Below are 15,893 nucleotides of genomic sequence, written 5' to 3'. Positions count from 1 at the left end.
CGCCGATGGTACTGCAGGGGGGACCCTGTGGGAGAGTAGGACACCGCCGAACAAATTTTATGGGAAACCCCCGCACCTCCGGTGCGGGGGTTTTCTGCGTTATGCCTCGATGTAAAAGAGGTGGGCGGGCCGTCCTCCGGGCACTACGGTGTTTTGCATGTACACGTATGTGGTTCGAGCGGTTCGGGCGGACGAGTGGGCCTCGGTGAAGGCGCTGAGGCTGCTGGCGCTGCGGGATCCGGTCGCCGATCTCGCCTTCTACGAGACGTATGACGAAGCGGTCGCCCGGCCGGACGACTTCTGGCTGGAGAGGGCCGCCGGCGGGGACGAAGGGGCGACCGGCGCCCGGCAGTTCGTCGCCGAGACGGCGGACGGGGCGTGGGCCGGGACCGTCACCGTGCTGGTCGAGGCGGCGGGCAGCGTCGACTGGGCCGGGGCGGCCGTGGAGCGGCTGCAGGGTGGCGTCGTCGGGGTGTTCGTGCGCGCGGAGCATCGGGGGGCCGGGGCGATCGAGGCGCTCTTCGACGCGGCGCTCGCGTGGGCGTGGTCGTGGGGTGCCGAGCGGGTGCGGCTCGTGGTGCACCAGGACAACGGGCGGGCCCTCGCGTGTTACCGGAGGCTGGGCTTCTCGCCCACCGGCGTCGCTTTCGAGGAGCGGCGGGAGATCGAGATGGCGGTCGAGCGGCCGGGCCGGGCACTGGGTGAGGGTGGAAGCAGTCGGGCCGGCGATGTCTGAGTGACGGCGGTCTGGCGCGGGAGCCGTCACCCGCCTTGCTGTACCGGGAGTTCGTCGTGCGGCCAGCGGGTTCTGGCCTGTTCGCGGGAGCGGAGCAGGGCCAGAGTGGGCAGGCCGCGGTCCCGCCCGGCGGACAGCAGCTCCGGGAGCTGGGGGATCGGGGCCACGGCCGCGACGTCGTCGAGGACCAGGGTCATTGGTGGGTCGAGGCGACCGGAGGATGACCGTTCGGCCATGCGCCGGCCGCGCTCGACCACGTGGGAGACGAGGGCCGTGAGGAGGGGCATCGCGCCGGGGCTCGTCCTGGGGTCCTCGAGGGATTCGCCGACCACATAGAGCGTTCCCCCTTCGTCCACGAAGGAATCCAAGGCGAGGGCGTCACTTCGGTTGGGAGTGCATGCCTCGCGGATGTTGATGGTGGACAGGGCCGAGAGAGCCCGGGAGGTCAGTTCCTGCGCGATGTCCCGGCGTTCGGGGTGCGCGGTGAGGGCGGCTTCGAGTTCGCCGGCCGAGCCCGGGGCCGCCTTGGGGTTGGTGCGGAGGGTGCGGACCGCTTCCTGGATGCCGGTGCCCTGGGACCAGCGGTGGACGTGCCGGATCGTGCGTCCGTCGACGGCCGCGGCGTGGAGGTAGCAGCGCAGGAGGGTCTCGGCGGTCTCGGCGACCGTCTGGTCCAGACGCGCGGTGGGACGGACGGGGGCCAGCAGAGCGGTCGCTCTCGCCATCGCGGTGGTCTTGTCCTCGCAGCCCGCGGTGGGGGACCAGTGGATGCGGGCGGGGGTGTCGCAACGGTGGGCGGGGTCGTAGAGATGGACCGGTCCCAGCTTGGCCCGGGCGTCCTTGGTGTCCTGCCAGAGAGCGGGGTTCGAGGTGAGGACGAGGACGGGTCCCTCCGCGTCGCGCACGGCCCGGGCGGCGGTGGTGTGGCGGATGTCCGCAGGGGCGTAGTGCACTCCGCTCTCGATGCGGCTCGCCTCCCGGCCGGCCGGCCGTTCGCCCAGTTTCGGTACGGGAGAGGGCGCCCCCGTGGACTGACTGTGTTCACCCGGCACCGGCACCGGCAGTGTCACCGGCACCGGAGAGAGCGGCGGGGAGGGCTGGTGGGCGGCCGGGGCGGTGGGCTGAGGGGAGGACCGGACCGGGAGGGCTTCCGTCGCCGGGGGTGTAGGCGGGCCGGTCTCGGCTCGCTGGGCCGGCACCTCGTGGTGGGGCGGGGGTGCCTGTTCCCGGGCCGCCGGCGGGGCCTCCGCGCGTCTCCTGGCCCGCACCGCCTTCCAGCGGGCCAGGGTTCCCATCGCGAACACCGTCACGACGAAGAGGATCATCAGCTCGCCGATGAACAGGCCCCAGAACAGGCCGTAGCCCGACAGGTCCGGTGCTTCGGCGTCCGGCCAGGCTCCGGGGATGTCGTGGGGCTGTGCGGCGAGGCGGCGCATGGCCTGCGGGGTGCGGGTGAAGGAGACGCCCGCGGGCCAGGAGCCGTGCGCGAACAGGGCGGCCAGCCCGGTCGCCGTCCAGACCAGCAGCGTCATGCCGAGCAGGAAGGCGAGGATACCGACCAGCAGGCCGTCGGGGATTCCTCCCTGGCCGTCGTGGCGCCGTTCGTCACCCGGTCTCATGGCCACCCCCGCCCGCCTACGCCACCGTCGACTCGGACGAGCCGTCCAGGTCGGCGAGGTGCTGTTCCATGAAGGCCGCCGCCCGGCGTTCCTGTTCCAGTTCGGCGGCGAGCAGGGCGTCGTCGTCGGACATGGCGCGGTCGGCGGAGGATTCGGTCATGGCGCGGTCGGTGAAGACGAGAGGCCGTTCCGTCTCGGTGACCAGGTGTTTCACCACCTGCACATTGCCGTTGACGTCCCAGACGGCGATGCCCGGGGTGAGGCTCGGGATGATCTCCACCGCCCACCTCGGCAGGCCGAGCACCCGGCCCGTCGCTCTCGCCTCGTCCGCCTTCTGGGCGTAGATCGTGCGCGTCGAGGCCATCTTCAGGATGGCGGCCGCCTCCTTCGCGGCCGCTCCGTCCACCACGTCGGACAGGTGGTGCACGACGGCCACGAAGGACAGGCCGAGCCGACGGCCGAACTTCAGCAGGCGCTGGAAGAGCTGGGCGACGAACGGGCTGTTGATGATGTGCCAGGCCTCTTCGACGAGGAAGATGCGCTTGATCCGGTCGGGGCGGATCCAGGTGTGCTCCAGCCAGACCCCGACGATGGCCATCAGGATCGGCATGGCGATCGAGTTGCGGTCGATGTGGGACAGGTCGAACACGATGAGCGGGGCGTCCAGGTCGATGCCGACCGTGGTGGGGCCGTCGAACATGCCGCGCAGGTCGCCGTCGACCAGGCGGTCCAGGACCAGCGCCACGTCCAGGCCCCAGGCCCGTACGTCGTCTATGGCGACGTTCATCGCCTCCGCCGACTCCGGTTCGGGGTGGCGCAGTTGCTCGACGATGTCGGTGAGCACCGGCTGGCGTTCGACGATCGTCTCGTTGACGTAGGCGTGGGCGACCTTGAGCGCGAAGCCGGAGCGCTCGTCGAGGCCGTGGCCCATCGCCACCTCGATGATGGTGCGCAGCAGCGCGAGCTGGCCCGTCGTCGTGATCGACGGGTCCAGGGGGTTGAGGCGGATGCCGTGGTCGAGTGCGGCCATCGGGTCGAGACGGATGGGAGTTATTCCCAGCGCCTGCGCGATGAGGTTCCATTCGCCGACGCCGTCCTCGCCCTGCGCGTCCAGGACGACGACCTGGCGGTCGCGGAAGCGGAGCTGGCGCAGGACGTAGGTCTTCTCCAGCGCCGACTTGCCGTTGCCCGACTCGCCGAGGACGAGCCAGTGCGGGGCCGGGAGCTGCTGGCCGTACAGCTGGAAGGGGTCGTAGATGTAGCCCTTCCCGGAGTAGACCTCGCGGCCGATGATGACGCCGGAGTCGCCGAGGCCGGGGGCGGCCGTGGGGAGGTAGACCGCCTGGGCCTGGCCGGTGGAGGTGCGGACCGGAAGGCGGGTCGTCTCCACCTTGCCGAACAGGAAGGACGTGAAGGCGTCGGTGAGGACGGACATCGGGTCCCGCATGTGAAGCCCCTACCTTCGGATTCCGGTGGCGAACGGGAGGGTGTTCACGAACGCGCGGTGGTGCTCGCGGTCGCACCACTCCAGCTTCAGGTACGACTTGCCGGCGGACGCCCTGATCGTCCGCTTGTCGCGGGCGAGTGCCTCGGGACTGCGGGAGGAGACGGTGATGTAGCCGACCAGGTTCACCCCGGCCGCACCGGACGCCAGGTCCTCGCCGCGCTGGTCGAGGCGGGAGTGGGCGGCCACGTCGCGGGGGTCGACGGTGCGGTTCATCTTGGCGGCGCGGCTGGCCTCCGCCTCGTCGTTCGTCTTCTCCGTCAGCATGCGTTCGATGGCGACCTCGGTGGGTTCGAGGTCCATGGTGACGGCGACCGTGCGGATGACGTCCGGGGTGTGGACCAGCAGGGGGGCCAGGAAGTTGACGCCCACCGGGGTCATCGGCCACTCCTTCACCCAGGCCGTGGCGTGGCACCAGGGGGCCCGGGTGGTCGACTCGCGGGTCTTCGCCTGGAGATACGTCGGCTCCATGGCGTCCAGTTCGGCCGGCCAGGCGTTGCGCTTGGTCATCGCCTGGATGTGGTCGATCGGATGGTCCGGGTCGTACATGGAGTGGACGAGGGAGGACAGCCGTCCCTGGCCCAGAGGCTGGCGGACGCGGATGTCCGCCTCCTGCAGGCGGGAGCAGATGTCGGTGAGCTCACGGGCCATGACGACGGCCAGGCCGGCGTCGCGGTCGAGCCTGCGGCCGGCCTGGGGGCGGGCGGCGCGGGCCATGGCGTGAGCCTCGGCGGCCAGCTCGCGGGTGTAGTGCATACAGGCGACGAGGTAGGCGCGGTGCTGCTCGCTGCTCGTGGACACCATGGACTGGAGCTGGTCGTAGGAGCGGGCCAGCCAGTCGGGGGACCTCTCGTCTCCGCGCACGGCGACGTCCTTGGCGTGGGCGTCGGGGTCGGCGGGGAGGGTGCGCGCGAGGATCTGCAGGCGGGTGACGAAGCCGTCGCCGTTGGCCACGTGCTTGAGGAGGGTGCCGAAGCGGTCGACGAGGGCCTCCTGGTCCTCGCTGTCGCGCAGGCCGACGCCCGGGCCCTCGATCTCGATCGCCGCCGTCACCGTGCGGCGGTCGGCGTGCAGGAGGACGGCGATCTCGTCCGGTCCGAAGGGCGCGGCCAGCCAGCTGATGCCGCCGATGCCCGGGGGCGGTCCGATCTCGACCTCCTGGCCGTCGAGCCGGGTGCCGGCCTCGACGGCGGACGAGCGGTACGTGGTGCCCCGGCGCAGGGTGCGCTTGTAGCTGCGGTTGATCTCGAACCACTTGTAGAACGTGCGGCGCTTGTACGGCACGTAGACGGCGGCCACGGCGAGCATCGGGAAGCCGCTCAGCAGGACGATGCGCAGGGCGAGGACGGGGACGAGGAGGCCGCACATCATGCCGAGGAACGCGCCGAGGACGATGAGCGCGATCTCGCCGGACTCGCGGTTGCGGCCGACGATCGCGTTGGGCCTGGCGCGGCCGATCAGATATGTACGGCGGGGCGTGATCGCGTGGGACACGTGGGAATCGGTCGTCAACGCCCTTCACCTCCCGTGCGGTTGGTACTGCTGTTGCGGGTGTTGCCGGCGTGCGGGGTGTTGACCGTGTTGCCCGCGCGGGGCGGGGGCGCGGCGGTGGGGACGGATCCGCCGCCTCCGTTCGAGGCGCGCGAGCTGTGTGCGGCCACCCCGCCGCTGGCGGGGTTGGAGGGGCGGGCTCCGGAGGATCCGGACTGGCCGCCGCCGTTGTTGTCCGCACGGGTGCTGTGGGTCTTGATGCCCTGGGCGACGAGGGTCGCCGGGGAGCTGATGACGGCCGCGGCCTTGCCCTCGGCCCCCTGCATGATGCGGTTGTTGCGGCCGTTGGCGATCTCGTCGCCGAAGCCGGGGACGAAGCGGTAGATCATCGCGCTGGCGAAGATGGCGAGCAGGATGATGGCGAGACCGGAGACGACGGCGGAGAAGGCGTTCGGTCCGTCGCCGGCGGACAGCGCCCCGGCCAGCCCCAGGACTATCACGATCACCGGTTTGACCAGGATGACGGCGATCATGATGCCGGCCCAGCGGCGGACGTGGCTCCACAGGTTCTTGTCGACCAGGCCCGCGTAGACGACGGTGCCGAGCAGGGCGCCCACGTAGAGCAGGGCGGCCCGGATGACGAGCTCCAGCCAGAGCACTCCGGCGGCGAGGATCGACACGAGGGACACCACGATCAGCATGATCGGGCCGCCGCCGATGTTCTCGCCCTTGGCGAGGGCGGCGGAGAAGGTGCCGAAGAACGTGTCGGTCTGGTTGCCGGTGGTCTTGGCGAGGACGTCGGTGATGCCGTCCGTGGCGGAGACGACGGTGTAGAGGATCAGGGGGGTGAAGGCGGAGGCCAGGACGGTCAGCCAGAGGAAGCCGACGGCTTCGCCGATGGCGGTGGTGAGGGGGACTCCGCGCACCGCCCGCTTGGCTACGGCCAGCAGCCACAGCAGGAGCGTCAGGACGGTGGAGGCCGCGAAGACGACGGCGTACTGCTGGAGGAACTTCTCGTTGGTGAAGTCCACGTTGGCCGTGTCCTTCACGGCGGCGCTGAGCTTGTCGACGGTCCAGGAAGCGGCGTCGGCGCAGCCTTTGGCGAGCGAGGAGAGAGGGTCGAGGGTGTCGGAGACTCCGGGGTTGGTGGTGGTGCCCGAGCCCGCGTTGCCCCTCTCGCAGTACTTCTTGGCTTCGCCGGGGATGAGGCTGCAGTCCAGGCTGTCGGACGGGGACGGGGACGGCGTCGCTGAGGGTGTGGGGTCGGGTGAGGGGGCCGCGAAGGCCCGGGTGGCCAGCAGGACGGCCGAGGCCTGAAGGGCCGTCATGATTCCGGCGAGCCGGAGCAGACGGTGCGGCTTACCGGGCATACGTGAACCCTCCGTACTCCTGGATGGCCTTGCTGATCACGTCGGAGGTGGCGGCGGGGTCGTCGCCGGGAACCGGGGCCGGGCCGTCCTGCTGGGTGTCGCGGACGATCTTCCAGTCGCCGCCGGTCCACCGGAGGTCGAAGGTCCAGGTCTTCCACGACGAGGTGACCGGGTCGGTCGAGGTGGTCCCGGACATGCCGATCAGGCCCAGGTACCAGACGGCGACCTTGGCGGTGCTGTCGCGGTACGACTGGGCCGTGGTGCCGATGGGGACGACGCGGGAGACGAAGGTGTTGCCCGCAGGTGCGTTGCCGTCGGCGTCGAGGCCCATCTTCGCGAGGAAGTCGGCCGAGTACGCCCCGTCCATCGCTGTCTTCAGCTTGGCCGCCGTGGCGGCGGTGTAGACGGTGTCGACGAGGTCGTGCCGGCTGTCCTTGTGGAACATGCCGGTCGAGCCCAGCGCCGCCGCGAAGTTGGCGGCTGCCGACTCTGCCCCCTGCTGGGTGTGTGCGAACCCCGAGGGGATGCCTCCGGTCTTCGTCTGCACGGGCTTCGTTCCGGTGGCCTTCGTGCTGGTCGCGGTCGGCTCGGCGGCTTTGCCTCCGCCGGTCGAGGTCGAACCGGAATCGCCTCCTCCACGGTTCGCGAAGGCGATCGCCGCGATCAGCAGGACGACGACGCCGACCACGGTGACCAGACTCCGTGACGACGAGCGGCCGCCTCTGCGGGTGTCGCCGTAGGGGTCGTTCTCGGGCAGGCGCAGACGGGTGCCGCCGTAACCGCGCCCCTCTTCGGTGCGCGCGGGTGGGCCGTAGTCGTGTTCGTCGCCGGGAGTCATGCCGCGTATGCCCCCTCGTTGCCGTGCCGGAACGCGTGGTAGTACGACGGTAGCCGTGCTGGTTCCCGCGCGGGCGCGGTGTGGTGACTCGACATCAGGGACATCAGGGAAACGCAACCTCAGCCGGTGGGCACGACAGGTGGGTGGGGGTGGCGGGCCGGGCGCGCCCGGCGGGACGGGGGTGGTGCGAGGGGGACGCGGCTACACGGCCATGCCGTACACGATCGTGAACAGCGTTCCCAGGGAGCCGATGATGAAGACGCCCGTCAGGCCGGCGATGATCAGGCCCTTGCCCTGTTCCGCACTGAAGGTGTCCCGCAAGGCAGTCGCGCCGATACGTTGCTTCGCCGCGCCCCAGATGGCGATGCCGAGGCAGAGGAGGATGGCGACCGCCATCACGACCTCGATCAACACCTTGGCCTCGTTGCCCAGGCTGCCGAAGGGCCCCCAGTCCGGAGCGATCCCGCCGATGATGGTGTTGATGTCGCCTTTGTCGGCCGCAAACAGCATGTAAGTCACCGCCCCTGGTGGGTAGTTCCGCAGTCCTCTGCCGGTGTGCAGAGGTCACGTCTCATTCTCGCCGACAAAGTCGCCGTCGTATGTCGACTTGACGCCATTGACGGACCGGATTCGTACGATTGGCTCGTATGGTCACTCTGTGTATCACGGCGGGTAACGCCGGGCAATGAGGCAGCTGCGGAACCTGTGGTGCGGTTCCGTCGTCAGCCCACTTCACGGCCCGGGGCCGTTTCTGACGGCTGGTCGGGTGAGCGTACGTTTCGATGTTCTCATGACGAAGATCCCACGGTCCGCACGGCGAGGGGCGCCCACGTCCCGCCGCGGCTGCGCTGTGTGACGGACGTGATGCAGAGTCAGCCGGCGCGCGGCGGTCGCGGCAGGGAGACGGTGGTGGAGCCGCTCCGCTCGTCTTCTCGAAACTGCGGCGGTCCGGCTGAACCATTCGGTGAGGGGTGCGTGCGGTGGGCCTCGTCCGAGCGGGTACGAGGTGAGGGCGGAGTGAAGTCCGCTCGCCGCGTCCCGCGCCGGACCGGGCCACGCGGTCGTCCTGTCCCCTCTGTGCGCCGGCCGGTGAACCCATGACCAGTACGCAGGACCTGACCGAGCCCATTGCCTCCGGCGCCATCGCCCCCGGCGTCGTTGCCCCCGCGCCGGGGGCGGGTTTCTCCGAGCGAGCCGCGCGCATACGTCGCCGGCTCGAGCGGTTGATCGGCGTCGCGGCGACCGAGGGCAACTCGCTCACGGCGCTGCGCAACGGGGACGAGATCTTTCCGGCGATGCTCGCGGCCATCCGGGCCGCCGAGCACACCGTGGACATGATGACGTTCGTGTACTGGCGGGGAGACGTCGCCCGGGAGTTCGCGCGGGCGCTCGCGGACCGGGCCGGCGCGGGCGTCCGGGTGCGGCTGCTGCTGGACGGGTTCGGCAGCAGGCTGATCGAGAAGGAGCTGCTGGAGGAGATGGAGGAGGCCGGCGTGCAGGTGGCCTGGTTCCGCAGACCCCTGACCCTGTCGCCGTTCAAGCAGAACCACCGCTGCCACCGCAAGGTCCTGGTCGTGGACGAGCAGACGGCCTTCACCGGCGGGGTCGGCATCGCCGAGGAGTGGTGCGGCGACGCCCGCAACGAGAAGGAGTGGCGCGACACGCACGTCGAGGTCCGCGGGCCGGCCGTGGACGGCGTCGCCGCCGCGTTCGCGCAGAACTGGGCGGAGTGCCACGACGAACTCTTCGACGACTGCGACCGGTTCGTCCCGCACCGTCCGCAGGGCGACGCGGTCGTGCAGGTGGTGCGCGGCTCGGCCAGTTTCGGCTGGCAGGACATGCAGACCCTGATCCGGGTCATGCTGGAGTCCGCCGAGGAGCGCTTCCGCCTGGCGACCGCCTACTTCTCGCCGGACGCCTTCTTCATCGAACTCCTGTGCGCCACCGCCCGGCGGGGCGTGGAGGTGGAGATCCTGCTGCCCGGCCCGCACACCGACAAACGGGTCTGCCAGCTGGCCGGCCAGCACTACTACGAGGACCTCACCGCCTGCGGTGTGAAGATCTACCAGTACCAGCCGACGATGATGCACGCCAAGGTCATCACGGTCGACGGAGTGGCCGCGCTGGTGGGCTCGACGAACTTCAACCGCCGGTCCCTCGACCATGACGAGGAGATCATGCTGGCCGTGCTGGACCAGGAGTTCACCGCGACCCTGGACGGACACTTCGACGACGACGTGAAAGCCGCGGAGCTGATCCGGGAAGGGCGCTGGAGGCGGCGCTCCGTGCTGCAGCGGGCGCGGGAGAGCGCCGTCCTGCCGATCCGCCGATTCCTCTGAGGGTTCCCGTCAGGGCTCCTCTCCGGGCTTCCCTGAGGGTTCCGCGAAGATTCCCCCGATGCGGGGGTCATGTATTACCCCGGAATCCCGCGTACATGAGTCGAAAATCTGTAGGCGTGAAGGGGATTTCGTGGGGCACCTGACTTTGCGGAGGTTGATAATCATGGTTCCCCTGCTTCTTGTTCTGCTTCTCGCTCTGATTCTGTTCGGTGCCGGCTTCGCCCTCAAGGCGTTGTGGTGGATCGCCGTCATCGTCCTGGCGGTGTGGCTGGTGGGCTTCGTGGTCCGCCCCGCCGGACACGGTGGCCGCAAGGGCCGTTGGTACCGCTGGTAGACGGAGAGCCGGTGAGAAGAGCCCCGTCGACGATCGTCGACGGGGCTCTTCGCCTTTCAGCCGCTCATTCGCCCGGGCCGCTTTCCAGCACGCCTTCCACGAAATGGTCGAATTCGCCGGCCTGCACGCCCAGGACGAATGCGTCCCACTTACGGCGGTTCGTCGTGACGACGGTTTCCGGGGCGTTGGTGCCCCGCAGATAGACGGGTGCCTCACCGTCGTCCCCCTCGCCGAAGGCGATCTCGATCCAGGGGCCGGGCCCCGTCGCGTCCGGGGGAGCTGCTCGGGTCCACACGAGGTCGGAGGGCATGTCGGTCACGGTGGGTGTCCTTGAGGGGATGAGAGAGGGGTGTGAGGCGGGTGGGGCCGGGTGGGGGGTCAGGGGCGGGCGGTGGGTCTTCCTCCACAGAAGTACATCAAGGAGGTCCCGGACGACGTCGACGGACTCACTCCAATGGCCGAATCGCCGACCGGCCGGACCGGGGCGCCCGCGTGCCCCCGCATCCGCCCCGGGACCCCTGCCGGCCACCCGTGCCGACGCTCGTACGCGCGTCCGGGATCGGGAAGGTTGTGCGGGCGGAGTGCGGGTAGCGTCGAAAGTGGTAACTGACCTTTCTCTCACCTTCGTGGGACACAGTGAACCTGATGAATCGAAACGCCCTGCTCGGTGCGGTCTTCATGCTGGCCGTCACCTCCGCCTCCGAGGCGGCCGCCGACGGCGGGCCCGGCCCCCTGGGGGTGACGGCCGTCGCGGTGGCGACCCCCCAGACCGCTCAGGTCGGCGCGCTGTTCACCGTCGAGGACGCCGAGGCCGGCAGATTCTTCGGCGAGCACTTCTGCACCGCGACCGTCGTGCGCAGCCCGCATCACAACCTCATCGCCACGGCGGCGCACTGCCTCGAGCAGGCCGGGGACTTCGCCTTCGTCCCCGGATACCGGGACGGGCGGGCCCCCTACGGGGTCTGGAAGATCGACCGGGTCTTCCTGCCCGACGGGTGGGCGAAGGACCAGGACGAGGACAGCGACGTGGCGTTCGCCACCCTGGACGAGCTGGACGCCAAGGGCGTCGAGGACGTCGTCGGCGCCAACCGGTTCGCCACCGGCACCGCCACCGGGGCCACACCCGTGACCCTCACCGGGTACCCGGACGAGGCCGAGGAGCCGGTCCGCTGCACGAACCGGCCCACCCCGCACAACTCCGCCCAGCAGCGCATAGCCTGCCCCGGCCTCACCGGCGGCACGAGCGGCAGCCCGTGGGTCAACGGCGACGGCGAGGTCGTGGGCGTCCTGGGCGGTCACGAGCAGGGCGGGGCCACGGCCGACGTGTCGTACAGCGTCGTCCTGGGCGCGGAGGCCGCAGAGCTGTACCGCGACGCGACGGCCGAGCGCTAGGCACGACGTCCAGGCCGCCGATCCCCAGGGGCGCCCGTACCCGTCGGCCCGCGCACGCCCGTCGGCCCGCGCACGCCCGTCGGCCCGCGCCCGCGCCGGCGCAACCGCCGGCGGTCCCTCTCGCTCTCCCTCTCGCTTTCGCTCTCGTGGTCGCGTTCTTCGGGAAGCCGGTCGTCATATGGCGGTTTTCCGCCGTGGTGTGATCACCCCGTGGTGACGGGGCCGCCTCTACACTGTCCGGGGCGGACTCCCGGGCGGCGAGGGGCGGTTGACGGTGCGTAGGACGTGGATCGTGGTGACCGCTGTCGTCAGCGCCGGAGCCGCCTTCATGATGGCGCTCGTCATCGGGGTGTACGTCATCGGCGGGAACCTCGCCAACGAGGTGAGCGGAGCGACCAGGCAGCTGGCCAAGGGCGCCGTGCCCTCCGCCTACCGGACCCTCGTGGCGAAGTGGGGCAATCTCTGCCCCGCCCTCAACCCCGCGCTGCTGGCCGCCCAGCTCTACCAGGAGAGCGGATTCAACCCGAGGGCGCAGAGCGCTGCCGCCGCGCAGGGGATAGCGCAGTTCATCCCGGGCACCTGGGCCACGCACGGCGTCGACGGGGACGGGGACGGCGACCGCGACGTCTGGGACCCGAACGACGCGATCCCCTCGGCCGCGTCGTACGACTGCCAGCTCGCGTCCTACGTGAAGACCGTGCCCGGGAACAGCACGCACAACATGCTCGCGGCGTACAACGCGGGGCCGGACGCGGTCATCAAGTACGGAGGGGTCCCGCCGTACAAGGAGACCCAGAACTACGTGAAGACGATCACGACGCTGGAGGAGTCCTTCGCCGCGCCCGTGACCCGGGTGGATCCCTCGAAGCAGGCCGCCGGAGCCATCTACTTCGCTCAGAAGAAGCTCGGGACGCCCTATCTGTGGGGCGGTAACGGCACCGCGGACCAGGGAGGACGCTTCGACTGCTCCGGGTTGACCAAGGCGGCCTACGAGAGCGTCGGGATCACCCTGCCCCGGGTGGCCAACGACCAGTACAACGCCGGACCGCACCCCAAGCGCAGCGAGTTGCTGCCGGGGGACCTGGTGTTCTTCTCCACCGACCCCGGCAACTCGCGGGCCATCCACCACGTGGGGATCTACGTCGGCGGCGGCTACATGATCGACGCGCCGTACACGGGCGCCGTCATCCGGTTCGATCCGGTCGACACGGCCGAGTACTTCGGTGCCACCCGGGTCACCGAAGATGGCGCGAAAGCGCTCCCGACGACGGTGTGAAGCGGGCCGTCGCCCCGGCTCTGAGCTGCGGCGATCTGTTTCTCTTCGATAACGTCTGAGTGATCATTCAGTGGAGAGTGGAACGTATGAACCGGGGCCGTGCGTTCCTGTTGGAGCGGGCGCGTGTGAGGCGTGCCGAGCACAACACGACGAAGGGGCCGCAGCACCATGGCTGGACTCGCCGAATCCGGGTCGAACCCCGACGTCGACCTCCTCTATGACATCAACGGGCTGGCCAAGCAGGCGCCGCACTGGCTCGACCGGGTGGTCGAGTTCGTGGGCGAGTACGGGCTGCTGCTCGTCATGGCGCTGCTGATCGTCTGGTGCTGGTGGGGCGTGCGGCGGCGGCCCGGCGGGGCCGAGGAGGCGGCGTCCTCCGTCGCCGCCCTGGTGTGGGCGCCGCTCGCCGCCGGCATCGCCGTGCTGGTGAACGTGCCCATACGCGGATTCGTGGAGCGGCCGCGGCCCTTCCGGGACCACCAGGGTCTGGAGGTGCTCGTCTCCGGCAAGACGGACTACTCCTTCGTGAGCGATCACGCCACCCTCACCATGGCCATGGCCGTCGGACTGTTCGTCGTCAACCGGAAGTTCGGGCTCGTCGGGATAGGGATCGCCCTGCTGGAAGGGTTCTGCCGGGTGTTCATGGGCGTGCACTACCCGACCGACGTGGTCGGCGGGTTCGCGCTCGGGACCGCGGTGACCCTGTTGCTGTCGCCCATCGCCTCCATGCTGCTCACCCCCGTGCTCAAGGCCGTCGACCGGTCCCCGCGGGCCGGATGGCTCGTGCGCGGCCGGGCCGCCCGGGCGGGAGAGCGGGACGGGACGGTCGCCGGCCCGCTCCCCGAACCCGCCGCAGAGGAAAGGGACCTCGCCGCCTAGCGGCCGGGCCCCTCGCAACGTCCCGATCGTTCAGCGGGCCTGAAGCGGCGTCAGCCGCGCGGCCTGGACGGGTGGGCCGGTGAAGGGGCGTCAGCCGGGCTGGAGGCGTCCACCGGGCTGGAGGGCGACCGCCGGCCCGGGGAGGCTTCAGAGCGCCTGAGGGTAGGTGAAGAAGCCATTGGGGTCGTACTGCTTCTTCAGCTGGGTCAGGCGCGGGAGCGCCGCGCCGTAGTACGCCTTGCGCCAGTTCGTCAGCGTCGGGTCCGCGTAGTTCTGGTAGGCGGCGCCGGACGCGTACGGGGCCATCGCCTTGTGGGCCGTGTTCAGCCAGGACTGCGCCGCCGTTCCCGTCGTGCCCGCCCGCCATGAGGCGATGTACTGCGCCAGCATGCGCGAGCGGCGGTGGACGAACGCCGTGGCCGTGGGGGAGACCCGGTTCACCGCGCCGCCCAGCGCCGTCAGGGCGATGCTGCCCGAGCCGCCCTGGACCGACTTGATCTGCTTCAGCAGGGCCTGGATGCCCGCCGCCGACAGGGAGACGTCGAAGAAGTCGGAGCGGGCCGCGTACGTCTCGCGGACGAGCTTGCCCTGCGGGGAACGGCCGGGCGTGGAACCCGGCAGATGGCACTGGGCGTCCGTGGAGAAGGACGAGCAGCCGGCGTAGGCCTCCATCGCCTGCTCGTACGTACGGCGGCGGAGGGAGACGCTCGCCGCGGGCGCGCCCACCCGGTCCGCGAGCCGGTCCACCGCGTTCTGGAGCTGGCCGTACGTGCCGATGCAGAACGCGGCGACCGAGATGGTGGGCGTGCCGCCCGGCGCGTTCGCCACGTGCAGGGAGGACCAGATCTCGTCGGGCTGGGACGGCCCCCACTCCTGCCAGGCCTTCACCACCGCGGCCGCCCTCGACCAGGGCCAGGTGAGATAGCCCGTCACGGCCTGGGGCGCCGGATGGGTCTTGAACTGCAGTTCCGTGACGACGCCGAAGTTGCCGTTGCCGGCTCCGCGCAGGGCCCAGAACAGGTCCTTGTTCGTCGTCGCGTCGGCGGTGAGCTGTTTGCCGTCGGCGGTGACGATCGTGGCCCGGGTGAGGCTGTCGCAGGTCAGACCGTAGGCGCGGGAGACGACCCCGTGGCCGCCGCCCAGCACCAGGCCGGAGACGCCGACCGTCGGACAGGACCCCGCCGGGATCGTGACGCCCTTGGCGGCGAGCGCCCGGTAGACGTCGATCAGCTTGGCCCCCGCGCCGACCACGGCGGTGCCGCCGCTCGCCCGGACCCGGTTCAGCCGGGAGACGTCGATGATCAGCCGGCCGTCGCCCGAGGACCAACCGCCGTAGGAGTGGCCGCCGTTGCGGATCGCGACCTTGGTGTGGTGGGCTCGGGCGTACGCCATGACGGTGCGGATGTCGTCGGTGTGGGCGACATACGCCACGGCCGCCGGCCTGAGGCTGTCGAAGCGGGTGTTGTAGAGCTGACGGGCCGCCGCCCAGGACGCCTCGCCGGGACGGACCAGGGTGCCGTCCAGGTCGCGGGCCAGCGCCGTCCAGGTGGCGGGGGCGGCGACGCTGGTCGTCGTCAGCGCCGCTTCGGTGTCCCCCGTGGAACCGGCGCCGCCCGCGGCGGGGGCAGCGGCGCTCGCGCTGCCGCCGGTGGCCTTGCACGCGGTCGCCGCCGCCGCGATGGCGGCCGTGCCGCCCGCGATGAACCTTCGACGTTCCATGTCCTTGCGCCTTCCCTGGGCCCGTCGGCTTCACCGAGCGAGACGGGGCCGGGGAACCGCTGGTTCCTGACGGCTCCAGCGGTGACGGAACGGTGACGTCAGCCGCGGGCGTGGGCCTCCGCGTCCGATCTCGCGAGGCTTCTCGCCCTGCGGGCCGGGCCGCGCCAGCCGCAGGTGCAGCGGGCCAGGCAGAACCTGCCCTGTTCGACGGTCGTGGTGCTGTGTTCCCCGGCGGGGCGGGAAGGGGCCGAGCCCTCCTGCTGCGTCACAGGAAGAACGGTACCCACTTTCGGCGAAGGACCCCCATTCGGCGGTCGCAGGCGTGCGGGCCTGCGTGACGGGCGGCCCTCGGCCGTCGTTAGCCGGTACGGCAGCAGGCCCGTGACGGACTTACCG

Annotated in this window: 15 protein-coding genes; 6 read left to right on the top strand and 9 right to left on the bottom strand. The window is 70.7% G+C overall.

Annotated elements, in window-relative coordinates; translation table 11 throughout:
• Positions 1-157 precede the first annotated feature (157 nt).
• On the top strand, positions 158-736 hold the full coding sequence (locus tag IE239_RS26890; protein WP_190151973.1) for a GNAT family N-acetyltransferase: 579 nt from the start codon (positions 158-160) through the stop codon (positions 734-736).
• A 26-nt stretch (positions 737-762) separates the two neighbouring features.
• Here IE239_RS26890 and IE239_RS26885 read toward each other — a convergent pair whose 3' ends face one another.
• From IE239_RS26885 to IE239_RS26860, 6 genes are all read right to left on the bottom strand, one after another.
• Positions 763-2,355 (bottom strand): TraM recognition domain-containing protein, encoded by a 1,593-nt coding sequence (locus IE239_RS26885; RefSeq protein ID WP_190151972.1) that lies wholly within the window; start codon positions 2,353-2,355, stop codon positions 763-765.
• A 16-nt stretch (positions 2,356-2,371) separates the two neighbouring features.
• The gene (locus IE239_RS26880; protein ID WP_190151971.1) at positions 2,372-3,802 is read right to left on the bottom strand and encodes an ATP-binding protein; all 1,431 of its coding nucleotides are present in this window, start codon (positions 3,800-3,802) and stop codon (positions 2,372-2,374) included.
• Positions 3,803-3,811: 9 nt separating this feature from the next.
• Positions 3,812-5,371 carry an SCO6880 family protein gene (locus IE239_RS26875; protein ID WP_190151970.1) on the bottom strand — a complete coding sequence of 520 codons (1,560 nt, stop codon included), beginning with the start codon at positions 5,369-5,371 and terminating at the stop codon, positions 3,812-3,814.
• Positions 5,368-6,720: a hypothetical protein gene (locus IE239_RS26870; protein ID WP_190151969.1), complete on the bottom strand. Its 1,353-nt coding sequence runs from the start codon at positions 6,718-6,720 to the stop codon at positions 5,368-5,370. Before IE239_RS26870 ends, IE239_RS26875 begins: the two co-directional genes overlap by 4 nt.
• Positions 6,710-7,558, bottom strand: coding sequence for a DUF8175 domain-containg protein (locus IE239_RS26865; protein ID WP_190151968.1), 849 nt, complete (start codon positions 7,556-7,558; stop codon positions 6,710-6,712). The genes IE239_RS26870 and IE239_RS26865 overlap by 11 nt, the downstream gene beginning before the upstream one ends.
• Positions 7,559-7,759: 201 nt before the next feature.
• Positions 7,760-8,068 carry a DUF8827 family protein gene (locus IE239_RS26860; RefSeq protein WP_190151986.1) on the bottom strand — a complete coding sequence of 103 codons (309 nt, stop codon included), beginning with the start codon at positions 8,066-8,068 and terminating at the stop codon, positions 7,760-7,762.
• Between the two features lie 587 nt (positions 8,069-8,655).
• Here IE239_RS26860 and IE239_RS26855 point away from each other — a divergent pair.
• Both IE239_RS26855 and IE239_RS26850 read left to right on the top strand, forming a co-directional pair.
• Positions 8,656-9,897 carry a phospholipase D-like domain-containing protein gene (locus IE239_RS26855; RefSeq protein ID WP_229878326.1) on the top strand — a complete coding sequence of 414 codons (1,242 nt, stop codon included), beginning with the start codon at positions 8,656-8,658 and terminating at the stop codon, positions 9,895-9,897.
• Positions 9,898-10,060: 163 nt separating this feature from the next.
• Complete coding sequence (locus IE239_RS26850) at positions 10,061-10,231, top strand: hypothetical protein (protein ID WP_057600913.1); 171 nt, start codon at positions 10,061-10,063, stop codon at positions 10,229-10,231.
• 64 nt (positions 10,232-10,295) lie between these two features.
• On the opposite strand, the gene IE239_RS26845 is transcribed toward IE239_RS26850, so the two are convergent.
• A complete protein-coding gene (locus IE239_RS26845; protein ID WP_190151967.1) occupies positions 10,296-10,550 on the bottom strand; it encodes a DUF397 domain-containing protein in 255 nt (84 codons plus the stop codon).
• 326 nt (positions 10,551-10,876) lie between these two features.
• On the opposite strand from IE239_RS26845, the gene IE239_RS26840 reads away from it, so the two are divergent.
• The 3 genes from IE239_RS26840 (at position 10,877) to IE239_RS26830 (ending at position 13,778) form a co-directional block, all read left to right on the top strand.
• The gene (locus IE239_RS26840) at positions 10,877-11,623 is read left to right on the top strand and encodes a trypsin-like serine peptidase (protein ID WP_190151966.1); all 747 of its coding nucleotides are present in this window, start codon (positions 10,877-10,879) and stop codon (positions 11,621-11,623) included.
• A 268-nt stretch (positions 11,624-11,891) separates the two neighbouring features.
• Positions 11,892-12,899, top strand: coding sequence for a C40 family peptidase (locus IE239_RS26835; protein ID WP_190151965.1), 1,008 nt, complete (start codon positions 11,892-11,894; stop codon positions 12,897-12,899).
• Positions 12,900-13,067: 168 nt separating this feature from the next.
• On the top strand, positions 13,068-13,778 hold the full coding sequence (locus tag IE239_RS26830; protein ID WP_190151964.1) for a phosphatase PAP2 family protein: 711 nt from the start codon (positions 13,068-13,070) through the stop codon (positions 13,776-13,778).
• A gap of 147 nt (positions 13,779-13,925) precedes the next feature.
• Here the strand turns inward: IE239_RS26830 and IE239_RS26825 are convergent, their stop codons facing one another.
• Entirely contained in the window at positions 13,926-15,497 is a 1,572-nt protein-coding gene (locus IE239_RS26825) for an FAD-binding oxidoreductase (RefSeq protein WP_190151963.1), read from the bottom strand.
• Between the two features lie 98 nt (positions 15,498-15,595).
• Complete coding sequence (locus IE239_RS26820; RefSeq protein ID WP_190151962.1) at positions 15,596-15,766, bottom strand: hypothetical protein; 171 nt, start codon at positions 15,764-15,766, stop codon at positions 15,596-15,598.
• Positions 15,767-15,893 lie beyond the last annotated feature (127 nt).

This window comes from Streptomyces humidus (assembly GCF_014649655.1).
In the GTDB taxonomy this organism is placed as follows: domain Bacteria; phylum Actinomycetota; class Actinomycetes; order Streptomycetales; family Streptomycetaceae; genus Streptomyces; species Streptomyces humidus.
The sequence above is the reverse complement of the archived record's forward strand: the minus strand, read 5'-3'. Positions and strand labels throughout refer to the sequence as shown.

Coding starts and splice junctions, on each gene's coding strand:
- IE239_RS26890 (WP_190151973.1), top strand. CDS start 158: ATGTACACGTATGTGGTTCGAGCGGTTCGGGCGGACGAGTGGGCCTCG.
- IE239_RS26885 (WP_190151972.1), bottom strand. CDS start 2,355: ATGAGACCGGGTGACGAACGGCGCCACGACGGCCAGGGAGGAATCCCC.
- IE239_RS26880 (WP_190151971.1), bottom strand. CDS start 3,802: ATGCGGGACCCGATGTCCGTCCTCACCGACGCCTTCACGTCCTTCCTG.
- IE239_RS26870 (WP_190151969.1), bottom strand. CDS start 6,720: ATGCCCGGTAAGCCGCACCGTCTGCTCCGGCTCGCCGGAATCATGACG.
- IE239_RS26865 (WP_190151968.1), bottom strand. CDS start 7,558: ATGACTCCCGGCGACGAACACGACTACGGCCCACCCGCGCGCACCGAA.
- IE239_RS26860 (WP_190151986.1), bottom strand. CDS start 8,068: ATGCTGTTTGCGGCCGACAAAGGCGACATCAACACCATCATCGGCGGG.
- IE239_RS26855 (WP_229878326.1), top strand. CDS start 8,656: ATGACCAGTACGCAGGACCTGACCGAGCCCATTGCCTCCGGCGCCATC.
- IE239_RS26850 (WP_057600913.1), top strand. CDS start 10,061: ATGGTTCCCCTGCTTCTTGTTCTGCTTCTCGCTCTGATTCTGTTCGGT.
- IE239_RS26840 (WP_190151966.1), top strand. CDS start 10,877: ATGAATCGAAACGCCCTGCTCGGTGCGGTCTTCATGCTGGCCGTCACC.
- IE239_RS26830 (WP_190151964.1), top strand. CDS start 13,068: ATGGCTGGACTCGCCGAATCCGGGTCGAACCCCGACGTCGACCTCCTC.
- IE239_RS26825 (WP_190151963.1), bottom strand. CDS start 15,497: ATGGAACGTCGAAGGTTCATCGCGGGCGGCACGGCCGCCATCGCGGCG.